Source organism: Janthinobacterium sp., from assembly GCF_009923995.1.
Lineage (GTDB): Bacteria > Pseudomonadota > Gammaproteobacteria > Burkholderiales > Burkholderiaceae_D > Janthinobacterium.
In genome coordinates this window covers 61,907-72,213 of sequence record NZ_RFSK01000030.1, presented here as the reverse complement: position 1 = coordinate 72,213, position 10,307 = coordinate 61,907, and the positions used below count along the sequence as shown (strand labels likewise).

Genomic DNA, 10,307 nt, shown 5'->3' with positions numbered 1-10,307 from the left:
CGCCGTATCGGCGCGCTTTCCAGTTGAGCGCACCGCTAAAGCGCCCATGGCGGCGTTGCACCGCCTTGCCGTACTAGTGCGTACTGCCTGCGGCGCTGCGCCTTGCCCTGAGCGCCGTATCGGCGCGCTTTCCAGTTGAGCGCACCGCTAAAGCGTCCATGGCGGCATTGCACTGCCTTGCCGTACTGGCGCGTACTGTCTGCGGCGCTGCGCCTTGCCCTGAACGCCGTATCGGCGCTTTCCAGTTGATTACACTCTGTTGCCCTGCGCAAAAAACGCGGACGGCGAGCTGCCGAAGGTCTTCTTGAACATGGCGGAAAAGGCCGACTGGCTGGCGTAGCCCAGCTCTTCGGCCACCTGCGACAGCGGCACGCCGCGCGCGATCATGGGCGCCGCGTGGGCCAGGCGCACCTGCTGGCGCCACTGGCCAAAGCTCATGCCCAATTCCCGTTCGAACAGCCGCGCCAGGGTCCGCTCCGAGGCGCCGACCTGCTGCGCCCAGTGGTCCAGGGTCAGGTTCGAGCCGGGCTTGTCGATCAGGCTGTCGCACAGGCTTTTCAGCCGTTTGTCACCCGGCAGGGGAACGCGGATGGGGCGCGTGGCCGAGCGCTTCAATTCATCGAGGATCAGCTCGGCCAGCAGCGCCTCGCGCGCCGGTTCCTGGCCCGGATCGAGCTGTTCCAGCGCCATGATCAGCTGGCGCAGCAGTCCCGACACTTCCAGCACCTTGCAGTCGCGGCCCGCGAACGGCGCGCGCGCGGCATGGATGCACAGGGGACGCAAGCGGGTTTTTTCCAGTATCGTGACGGCATGCTCCACGTTGGGCGCGATCCAGATGGCGCGCATGGGCGGCAGCACCCAGCTGCTGTTGTTGGCCGTGATGCGCAGCACGCCTTCGAGCGCCATGGTGACCTGGCCCCAGGGGTGGCTGTGCGGTAATAAAAATTCATCGGGTTGCAGGTCGCGCGCGATCATGGTCACGGGAATGGTCGCGCTGGGCGCTTCCCGTGGCGGACACATGCGGGTATGGTGGAGGATAGGTACACCCATCAGCTTGGCCTTAATTCGATAAATTATGTCGTTCTGTCGGAAAACGGACGATGGTATTTTGCATACACTTGAGCTTCACCAGTATAAGACAGGGTATGACATGATAACAACTAACTCCCCCGCGCATCCGCCGCCGCGCCCCTCCTTGCGCAGCGATGCCCGCGTCATCGGCCTGGTGGGCCTGGCGCATGGCGTGTCGCATTTCTATCACTTGATCCTGGCGGCCCTGTTCGTCTGGCTGAAGCCCGCCTTCAACCTGTCGTATGCGGAACTGGGCCTGCTGATGACGGTGTTCTTCATCATCTCGGGCGTGGGCCAGGCGCTGGCCGGCTTCGTCGTCGACCGCTTCGGCGCGCGCGCCGTGCTGTTTTCCGGCGTCTTCCTGCTGGGCGTGTCGGCGTTGGCCCTGTCCGCCGCCCACAGCTACACGGCCCTGATGCTGGGCGCCATGCTGGCCGGCATGGGCAACAGCGTCTTTCATCCGGCCGACTACACGATCCTGAACCAGCGCGTCTCGGCCGCGCGCGTGGCCTACGGCTTTTCCGTGCATGGCATCAGCGGCAATATCGGCTGGGCGCTGGCGCCACTGTTCATGACCTACGTGGCCACCCGCTACGACTGGCGGGTGGCCCTGCAGTGCGCGGCCGTGCTGCCGTTCGGCGTGCTGCTGGTCCTGTTCCTGAACCGCCACGCCATCCGCCCTGAACCCGTGAAACGGGCCGCGCCGGGCCAGATCGCCGGCGGCGAAGGCACCTTGGACTTTTTGCGCCTGCCCGCCGTGTGGATGTGCTTTGCCTTCTTCTTCATCACCGCCATCGCCCTGGGCGGCATCCAGAGCTTCGCCAGCGTGGCCCTCGTCAAGCTGTACGGCATGAGCCTGGCGCTGGCCACCAGCGCCTACACGGCCTACATGCTGGCCTCGGCCGTGGGCATGCTGGCCGGCGGCGTGGTGGGCGCGCGCAGCCAGCAGCCGGACCGCAACGTGGCCATCGCCTTTTCCGCCGCCGCGCTGCTGGCCGTGCTGCTGGGCATGGCCGTCGTGCCGGCCTGGGGCGCGGTGCTGCTGATGGGCGCCATCGGCCTGACGTCCGGCGTGGCGGGACCGTCGCGCGACCTGATGATACGGGCGGCGGCGCCGAAGAATGCCACGGGGCGCGTGTACGGCGTCGTGTATTCCGGCCTCGACAGCGGCCTGGCCGTCGGTCCCCTGTTCTTTGGCGCGCTGATGGATGGCGACCATCCGGCCCTGCTGTTCGTCTTCATCGGCGTGTTCCAGGCGCTGGCGATCGCCACGGCCGTGGGGGTGGGCGGTAAAACGCGTGCCGCGGCGCTGCAAAAGGCATAGAATCGTTGCCATCGGACACCATCTTACTGAAGGGAGCGAGCATGACTTTTGCCACCACCGACCTGTGCGACGACTATGCGGCCATGCTGGACGATGGCACGCTGGCCGTGTTGCCGCCCGTGTACCGCGCCTTTGGCCAGCGCGTGCGTTTCAGCGGCCCCGCCACCACCTTGCAAGTGTTTGAAGACAATGCCCTCGTGCGCAGCACCCTGGAAGCGCCGGGGCAGGGCCATGTGCTGGTGATCGACGGCGGCGGCAGCCTGCGCCGCGCGCTGGTGGGCGGCCAGCTGGGCGTGCTGGCGGAAGGCAATGGCTGGGCCGGCATCGTCGTGCACGGCTGCATCCGCGACAGCGAGGAAATCAATGTCTGCCAGATCGGCGTGCGCGCCCTGGCCACGCACCCGCGCAAGAGCGGCAAGACGGGCGCCGGCCAGCGCGACGTGCGCGTGGAAATCAGCGGCGTGGCCGTGCAGCCCGGTGACTGGATCTATGCGGACGCGGACGGCATCCTGGTGGCGCGCCAGGAACTCGACTGACTGCCGCAACCGCCCCCTGCAACGCGCCGCCCGGCGCGTTTTTTTTTTGCTGCGCCACCACGCTTAAACGTTACAAATCGTCCACATTCAATATATTTTTGCAAAGTTCTTTGATTTCCGTCAAAGCTGCGATATGATTTCACTTAAGGTAACTTTAATATCAATCAGGCAAGGAAAAACTGATCATGAAAATCGCCACCATCGCCGCAGTTGTCGCCCTGTTTGCTGCCGCCAGCGCCAGCGCCAGCCCCGTCAACCTGATCACGAATGGCGATTTTGAAGCCGTCGCGCCGGGCTCCACGTTTTCCAGCGGCTTTCAAGTGGTCAACAATGGCTCGTCCGCGATTACGGGCTGGACCGTGGGCGCCACGTCCGTCGACCTGATCCGCAATGCCTACAACGCCATCAACGGCTACAGCATCGACATGCTGGGCACGCCTGGTCCTGGTTTCCTGTCGCAAACTTTCAACGTCGTTGCCGGCCAAACCTATAACCTGAGCTTTGACATGGCGCGCAATCCGGGCGGACCGGCAGGCCAGGGCGTGGCCGTCAACTTCGGCGGCGTGGCGCAGAACTTCTATTCGACGGCTGCCGCCTCGAACACCTTGTACAGCAACACGCTGAGCTTCACGGCCGCTTCCACGGGCCTGGCGACCCTGTCGTTTGCCAGCGCCGCCAAGGCCGGCACGCCGTTCGACAATTACTCGGGCGCCGTCATCGACAACGTGGCCGTCATGGCTGCCGTGCCGGAACCGGAAACCTATGCCATGCTGCTGGCCGGCCTGGGCCTGATGGGTTTCCTGCGCCGCCGCAAGGCCGCCAAGTAAGCCTGCTTTTGTCCGCGATCAAACCGCCTGCTGCGTCGCACGGGCGGTTTTTTGCCGTTCAGGGGTCGTGCGCGTAACCGTCGACCTGGATCACGAAGCGCTCGATCCGCGGCCAGTCGGCCCGCGTGCGCACCAGCGTTTCCCCCGTGGCCATGAACATGGCGTAAGCGTAGCCCGTGCGGCGGTCGCGCCAGGAGTGGCGCGTGCTGTCCCACATGCAGCAATAACGCTGGAGCCTGGGCAAGCCATACGCGCGCCGCAGGTACGCTTCCGCCTGCCGCGCATGCTTGCCATCGACTGCGTAGCGGGCTTCGAAGGGCTGGTCCTGGCGCTCCCTGTTTTGCTGGCAACCCTCGTAGACGAGGTACGGGGGCTTCTTGCCCAGCCGGGACAAAAAGTCGCCGCAGGCCAGGGGCGCGGCCTGCGCGCCGCCCGCACCCAGCAGGAATAGCCACGGCAGCCATCTAGCGGGCCGCATCGGCATCTCCACGCAAGGGACAATCGGCCGCCGCCGGCCCCATCCGCCGCACCAGTTCGCCCCGCAACTGCGTCAAGCCCGCGATGCGCGCATCGATATCGCCCAGCTTGCGCGACAGCGCCGCTCGCAGCAGTTCCGCCGTGGCGGGATCGCCGGCGCTGGCCAGCAGCGGCATGTCGGCCTCGATTTCGGCCAGCGTAAAGCCCAGCTGCTGCGCCGTGCGCAGGTAGCGCAGCCAGTCCGCCGCCTCGGGCGGGTAGTCGCGGTAGCCGTTCGCGCCGCGCCGCGCGCGCAGCAAGCCCCGTTTTTCATAGAAGCGCAGGGTATCGCGGCTCAAGCCCGTCGCCTGCGCCATCTCGCCGATCTGCATGGGAATTCCTTCATAAAATGCTTGACCATGGAGTGTACTCCAGGCTTGAGAATGGGCGCTTTCCATTCGACAGGAGTTCCCATGTTGTCCGTTTCCGCTTTCCGCCGCCTGGTGCGCGCCAGCGCCATCTACGATGTGCTCATGACGGTCCCGTTTGTCACGCCGTGGACGTTTCTGCTCCTGCGCGAACACTTGAACGCCCTCAACGTGGGCCTGGGCGGCGCGCCGCTGCCCCACTTCGAACCCCTGCATTTGCTCATCAGCAGCATGATGGGCAGCGTGGTGATGGTCTGGTCGGTGCTGCGCCTGCGCGATCCGGCGCTGCGCTTCGGCCGCTACGACGCGGCGGCCCGCTACCTGTTTTCCACCTGGATGGCGTGGGCGCTGCTGGTGACGGGCCAGCCCCTGCTGTGGCTGTTCCTCGTGCCGGAGCTGGCCTGGGGCGTGGCGCAGAGCCTGCCGCTGCGCCGCGGCGCAGGCGCGGGGGCAGGGCAGCCGCACGAATCGTTGTTGAGATGACGATAACGAAATGCAATAATGCTCGTGCTCGCAGTGCAACAATGGCTGCAATGAACGACTATTAAGGGAATGACTATGCAGCAGGATGCCGCTGGAAAAAACATGGCTTTGCTCGATCCGGTGGTGGCGCCGCGCATCGCGGTGACGCGCCTGGTGACGGGCCTGCTGCAAGGCTTGCTGCTGTACTGGCTGTACAGCACGGCGCAGGACAAGGTGTGGCCCGCCACGGAAGCCTACCTGCTGGGACCGCTGATGCTGGTCAGCCTGCTGCTGCCCATCCTGCTCGTGTCCAGCCTGGGCCACATGTCGGCCAGGCGCATCGCCCTGTGGATGGCGGGCGCCGGCGTCGTGATGGCCGTGCTGGCCTGGCATGACGTGGCGCGCGGCGCCGAGCACGTCATCTGGGGCAACTACAAGCCGGGCGCGCCCCTGCGCGTCATTTCCGCGCAGTTATTCGGTTTCAGCGTGGTGGGCTTCTATATCGCCCACGCGCTGGTGCTGGCCAGCGCCCAGGATGGCCAGCGCATCGCCCGCTATCCCACGTATTTCGAGATCGCCTGGAAGCTGGGCATCCAGCTGCTGTTTTCCCTGCTGTTCGTGCTGGGCCTGTGGCTGGTGCTGTGGCTGGGCGGGCAGCTGTTCCTGCTGATCAAGCTCGGTTTCCTGAAGAAATTGCTGGGCCAGGCGTGGTTCGTGATCCCCGTCATCTGCTTCGCCTTTTCGTTTGCCATCCATATCACGGACGTGCGCCCGTCCATCGTGCGCGGCATCCGCACCCTGCTGCTGGTGCTGCTGTCGTGGCTGATGCCGATCGCCGCCGTGCTCGTCTCGGGCTTCCTGCTGACCCTGCCATTCATCGGCTTCGAGCGCCTGTGGGCCACGCGCCATGCGGCGTCCGTGCTGCTGGGCATGGCGGGCGTGCTGGTGGTGCTGATCAATGCCGCCTTCCAGAACGGCGAAGTGGGCCATGGCGTGGCGCGCGGCATCCGCCTGGGCACGCGCCTGGCCTGCCTGCTGCTGCCGTGGGTGGTGGGCATCGCCATCTATGCCCTGACCCTGCGCGTGATGTCGCATGGCTGGACGGCCGACCGCCTGATCGCGGCCGCCTGCCTGCTGATCGCCACCTGCTACGCCGTCGGCTATGCCTGGGCGGCCAGCAAGTATGGCGACTGGCTGCACCTGATCGCCAACGTCAACGTGGCTACGGCCTTCGTCACCCTGCTGGTGCTGTTCGCCCTGTTCTCTCCGCTGGCGGACCCGGCGCGCATCTCCGTGGCCAGCCAGATGGCGCGGCTGGACAGCGGCAAGGTGGGCGTGGACAAGTTCGACTTCGAATACCTGCGCTTCGAGGGAGCGCGCTATGGTCAGGCGGCCTTGCAGGAATTGACGAAACGCACGACGGGGCCGGACGCGGCCATCGTGCGGGCCCGCGCCGAAGCCATGCTCAAGCGCCAGAACCGCCTCGACGAGACGGGCGCCCTGAGCGACGTGTCCATCAACCTGACCCTGCGCCCGGCGACGGCGAAACTGCCGGAAAGCTTCCTGCGCCAGGACTGGACGCAAGTCGGTCCCGCCTGGCGCCTGCCCGCCTGCCTGAAACGGGCAGGGCAGCAGTGCGACGCCTACCTGCTCGATTTCGACGGCGACGGCAAGGAGGAAGTGTTGCTGATCAGTAATGATCCGCGCGCCTCGTCGGTCTTGCTGGCGGAGAAGGACGATGGCAGCTGGTATGCGCGGGGGCAAATCCCCACGGACGCCCTGCGCTGCAAGCCCCTGCGTGAAAAGCTGCAGGCGGGCGAATTCCAGCTGGTGCCGCCCAAGGTGCGCGAACTGGAAGTCGATGGCCAGCGCGTGCCGATGACCCTGTACACGCAGGAGGAAGAGGTCAGCTGCCCCGAGGAAGCGGCGCCGGGCCAGTAAAGGGCGGGGAGCAAGGCTGGCGCGCCGTCATGGAAATCATCCCTGCGCCGCGCCAGCCTGGACGCTCGCCGTCGGCCGACGCCTCAGGCTTCAGGCGCCGTCCAGACCAGGTTCCACAGGTGGCCATCCGCTTCCTTGGTGGGGGAAAGGGGCAACCGGCGCGCCTAGTTCTTCGTGCGCACCTGGCGCACGTGGTTTTCCAGTTCGCTGAACGAGGGGCGTTCCGTGGCGGAAATGACCTTGCGGCCGAATTCCACGGCCAGCGCCGGCGCGTAGCCGTTCAGGCTGGCCAGCAGGGTGACTTTCACGCACTGGTACATCTTTGCCGTTTCATGGTGCTTGCGGCGCAGCAAGCTGGCCAGCGGCGCGATGAAGCCGTAGGCCAGCAGGATGCCGATGAAGGTGCCCACCAGCGCCTGCGCGATCAGCACGCCCAGCTCGGCGGGCGGCAAGCCCACGGACGCCATGGTATGCACCACGCCCATCACGGCGGCGACGATGCCGAAGGCGGGCATGGCGTCGGCCAGCTGCGAAATCGTCTGGATCGGCATTTCCGCATCTTCGTGGTGGGTTTCGATTTCGTTATCCATCAGGTTTTCGATCTGGTAGGCGTCCATATTGCCCGACACCATCAGGCGCAGATAATCGGTGATGAACTCCAGGATGTGCTCGTCGCCGAGCGTGTACGGGTATTTCACGAAGATGGGGCTGCGGTAGGGATCGTCGATATCGTCCTCGACGGACATCAGGCCTTCCTTGCGGATCTTGCTGAGGATTTCATACATCAGCCCCATCAGTTCCATGTAGCGGGCCTTCGTGTATTGCGCGCCGTGGAACAGGGTGGGGATGGCGGCGAACGTGGCGCGGATGGCCTTGGCGTCGTTGCCGACAAAGAAGGTGCCCAGCGCGGCGCCGCCGATCATCAGCAGCTCCAGCGGCTGGAACAGGGCGCCCAGATGGCCCCCCTGCATGGCGAAGCCGCCGAAGACGGAAAACAGCACGACGATAAATCCGAGTATGACTAGCAAAACTTACTCCCTCATAATATTGCCATATCGCAATATTATAGTTTAACCTGATTCGCTCCCCGTGGCCCCGTCCGGCTGCAGGCGCTGGCCGAGAAAATTGATAAAAGCGCGCACTTTGGCGGGCAGTTGGTGGCGGCTGGGGTAGTAGGCGTACAGGTCGGCCGGCGCCAGGGTGTAGTCGGCCAGCACCACGCGCAGGCGGCCGCTGTCGAGGTAGCGGGCCAGGTCCCATTCCGAGCGCAGCAGGATGCCGTGGCCGTCCAGGGCCCAGCCCAGCACCACGTCGCCATCGTTGCTGGCCACCGTGCCGCGCACCTTCACCGTGTGCGTGGCGCGGCCACGGCTCAGGCGCCAGATGCCGTAGGCGTCGTCGTTCTGCCGGTGCACGATGCAGCGGTGGCGGGCCAGCTCGTCGGGGGACTGCGGCGTGCCGTGCGCCTGCAGGTAGGCGGGCGAGGCGCACAGGAAGCGCCGGTTCGACATGATCTTGCGCGCCGACAGCCGCGTGTCGGGCAGGTCGCCGAAGCGGATGCCCAGGTCGTAGGCCTGCTCGACGAGGTTGATGGGGCTGTCCGTCAGCTGCAGCTGCACTTCCAGCTGCGGGTGGCGCAGGGCGAATTGCGACAGCAGGGGCGCGATCACCGTGCGGCCGAAGCCCAGGGTGGCATTCACGCGCAGCAGGCCGCGCGGCTCCGCGCTGCCGCTGGTCAGCGACTCTTCCATGGCGCGGATATCGTCGAGAATCTGCCGCGCCTGTTGCAAATAACTTTCGCCATCGCCCGTCAGGCTGATGCGCCGCGTGCTGCGGTTCAAGAGGCGCACGCCCAGGCGCTGCTCCATCAGTAGCAATCGCTTGCTGACGGCAGGCGGCGTGATGCCCAGCTCGCGCGCCGTGGCCGACAGGCTGCCCAGCTTGGCCAGCAGCACAAAGAAAGCCATTTCCGTGGTGGCGTCGCTTTTCATTATTAACCTGAAGTGAAGAATGGTTTAAATTGCAGTCGATTATATGACTTCCATTCGCGGGTAAGCTGATGTCCTTGTTTTCATCCCCAGGAGACCCCCATGAAAATCGTTGAAATCCGCGAAAAGACCATTCCCATTTCATCCCCCATCCGCAACGCCTACATCGATTTCACGAAGATGACCCTGAGCCTGGTGGCCGTCATCACGGACGTGATGCGCGACGGCAAGCCCGTCGTCGGCTACGGCTTCAATTCGAATGGCCGCTACGGCCAGGGCATGCTGATGCGCGAGCGTTTCATCCCCCGCATCCTCGATGCCGATCCCGCCAGCCTCGTCACGGACGACGGCAGCAACCTCGACCCGCACAAGGTGTGGGACTGCATGTACACCAATGAAAAGCCGGGCGGCCACGGCGAGCGCTCGGTGGCCATCGGCACCATCGACATGGCCATCTGGGATGCCGTGGCGAAGATCGAGCGCAAGCCACTGTTCCAGCTGCTGGCCGAGCGCCACGGCACGGGCGCGCCCGACAAGCAGGTGTTCGTGTACGCGGCCGGCGGCTATTATTATCCGGGCCAGAGCCTGTCCGCCCTGCAGGACGAGATGCGCAGCTATGTCGACCGCGGCTACACGGTGGTCAAGAAGAAGATCGGCGGCGCTTCGCTGGACGAGGATTTGCGCCGCATCGACGCCATCATGGAGGTGCTGCAGGATGGCCAGAAGCTGTGCGTGGACGCCAACGGACGCTTCGACCTCGATACGTCGATCGCCTACGCCAAGGCGCTGCGCCAGTACGACCTGTTCTGGTACGAGGAGGCGGGCGACCCGCTCGACTTCGAGCTGCAGGCCACCCTGCGCAGCTATTACGACAAGCCCATGGCGACGGGCGAGAACCTGTTTTCCATGCAGGATGCGCGCAACCTGATCCGCTATGGCGGCATGCGCGCCGACCGCGACTGGCTGCAGTTCGACTGCGCCCTCAGCTACGGCCTGGTGGAATACCTGCGCACCATGGACATGCTGCACCAGCATGGCTGGTCGCGCAGCCGCTGCATCCCGCACGGCGGCCACCAGATGTCCCTGAATATCGCGGCGGGCCTGGGCCTGGGCGGCAATGAATCCTACCCGGACCTGTTCCAGCCCTTCGGCGGCTTCCCCGACGGCGTGCGCGTGGAAAACGGCCACATTACCATGCCGGACCTGGTCGGCATCGGCTTCGAGGGCAAGGCCAACCTGTATGCGGAAATGCGCGCCTTGAGCGGCCAGTAAGG

At 65.4% G+C, this 10,307-nt stretch carries 11 protein-coding genes; 6 read left to right on the top strand and 5 right to left on the bottom strand.

All coding sequences use genetic code 11. From position 1 onward, the window contains the following. Positions 1-249: 249 nt before the first annotated feature. A complete protein-coding gene (locus EBS11_RS16065) occupies positions 250-1,050 on the bottom strand; it encodes a helix-turn-helix transcriptional regulator (protein ID WP_290604332.1) in 801 nt (266 codons plus the stop codon). A 100-nt stretch (positions 1,051-1,150) separates the two neighbouring features. Between EBS11_RS16065 and EBS11_RS16060 the strand changes: the two genes are divergently transcribed. From EBS11_RS16060 to EBS11_RS16050, 3 genes are all read left to right on the top strand, one after another. Beyond that, positions 1,151-2,395 (top strand): MFS transporter, encoded by a 1,245-nt coding sequence (locus tag EBS11_RS16060; protein WP_290604330.1) that lies wholly within the window; start codon positions 1,151-1,153, stop codon positions 2,393-2,395. 41 nt (positions 2,396-2,436) lie between these two features. Continuing rightward, complete coding sequence (rraA, locus tag EBS11_RS16055) at positions 2,437-2,931, top strand: ribonuclease E activity regulator RraA (protein ID WP_290604328.1); 495 nt, start codon at positions 2,437-2,439, stop codon at positions 2,929-2,931. A 185-nt stretch (positions 2,932-3,116) separates the two neighbouring features. Then, positions 3,117-3,758, top strand: a complete 642-nt coding sequence (locus tag EBS11_RS16050; protein ID WP_290604326.1) for a choice-of-anchor C family protein — start codon at positions 3,117-3,119, stop codon at positions 3,756-3,758. 58 nt (positions 3,759-3,816) lie between these two features. Here the strand turns inward: EBS11_RS16050 and EBS11_RS16045 are convergent, their stop codons facing one another. Beyond that, complete coding sequence (locus tag EBS11_RS16045) at positions 3,817-4,236, bottom strand: DUF4952 domain-containing protein (RefSeq protein ID WP_290604324.1); 420 nt, start codon at positions 4,234-4,236, stop codon at positions 3,817-3,819. Next, positions 4,223-4,606, bottom strand: coding sequence for a MerR family transcriptional regulator (locus EBS11_RS16040; protein WP_290604322.1), 384 nt, complete (start codon positions 4,604-4,606; stop codon positions 4,223-4,225). Before EBS11_RS16040 ends, EBS11_RS16045 begins: the two co-directional genes overlap by 14 nt. An 81-nt stretch (positions 4,607-4,687) precedes the next feature. Between EBS11_RS16040 and EBS11_RS16035 the strand changes: the two genes are divergently transcribed. Both EBS11_RS16035 and EBS11_RS16030 read left to right on the top strand, forming a co-directional pair. Then, on the top strand, positions 4,688-5,125 hold the full coding sequence (locus EBS11_RS16035) for a hypothetical protein (protein ID WP_290604320.1): 438 nt from the start codon (positions 4,688-4,690) through the stop codon (positions 5,123-5,125). Between the two features lie 102 nt (positions 5,126-5,227). Continuing rightward, positions 5,228-7,045 (top strand): DUF4153 domain-containing protein, encoded by a 1,818-nt coding sequence (locus tag EBS11_RS16030; protein ID WP_290604318.1) that lies wholly within the window; start codon positions 5,228-5,230, stop codon positions 7,043-7,045. A 164-nt stretch (positions 7,046-7,209) separates the two neighbouring features. Here the strand turns inward: EBS11_RS16030 and motA are convergent, their stop codons facing one another. After that, entirely contained in the window at positions 7,210-8,073 is an 864-nt protein-coding gene (gene motA / locus EBS11_RS16025; protein WP_290604316.1) for a flagellar motor stator protein MotA, read from the bottom strand. A 42-nt stretch (positions 8,074-8,115) separates the two neighbouring features. Next, positions 8,116-9,036, bottom strand: coding sequence for a LysR family transcriptional regulator (locus EBS11_RS16020; protein ID WP_290604314.1), 921 nt, complete (start codon positions 9,034-9,036; stop codon positions 8,116-8,118). Positions 9,037-9,135: 99 nt separating this feature from the next. Between EBS11_RS16020 and EBS11_RS16015 the strand changes: the two genes are divergently transcribed. After that, a complete protein-coding gene (locus EBS11_RS16015; RefSeq protein ID WP_290604313.1) occupies positions 9,136-10,305 on the top strand; it encodes a mandelate racemase/muconate lactonizing enzyme family protein in 1,170 nt (389 codons plus the stop codon). Positions 10,306-10,307: the final 2 nt, after the last annotated feature.

Coding starts and splice junctions, on each gene's coding strand:
- EBS11_RS16065 (WP_290604332.1), bottom strand. CDS start 1,050: ATGGGTGTACCTATCCTCCACCATACCCGCATGTGTCCGCCACGGGAA.
- EBS11_RS16060 (WP_290604330.1), top strand. CDS start 1,151: ATGATAACAACTAACTCCCCCGCGCATCCGCCGCCGCGCCCCTCCTTG.
- rraA (WP_290604328.1), top strand. CDS start 2,437: ATGACTTTTGCCACCACCGACCTGTGCGACGACTATGCGGCCATGCTG.
- EBS11_RS16050 (WP_290604326.1), top strand. CDS start 3,117: ATGAAAATCGCCACCATCGCCGCAGTTGTCGCCCTGTTTGCTGCCGCC.
- EBS11_RS16045 (WP_290604324.1), bottom strand. CDS start 4,236: ATGCGGCCCGCTAGATGGCTGCCGTGGCTATTCCTGCTGGGTGCGGGC.
- EBS11_RS16040 (WP_290604322.1), bottom strand. CDS start 4,606: ATGCAGATCGGCGAGATGGCGCAGGCGACGGGCTTGAGCCGCGATACC.
- EBS11_RS16035 (WP_290604320.1), top strand. CDS start 4,688: ATGTTGTCCGTTTCCGCTTTCCGCCGCCTGGTGCGCGCCAGCGCCATC.
- EBS11_RS16030 (WP_290604318.1), top strand. CDS start 5,228: ATGGCTTTGCTCGATCCGGTGGTGGCGCCGCGCATCGCGGTGACGCGC.
- EBS11_RS16020 (WP_290604314.1), bottom strand. CDS start 9,036: ATGAAAAGCGACGCCACCACGGAAATGGCTTTCTTTGTGCTGCTGGCC.
- EBS11_RS16015 (WP_290604313.1), top strand. CDS start 9,136: ATGAAAATCGTTGAAATCCGCGAAAAGACCATTCCCATTTCATCCCCC.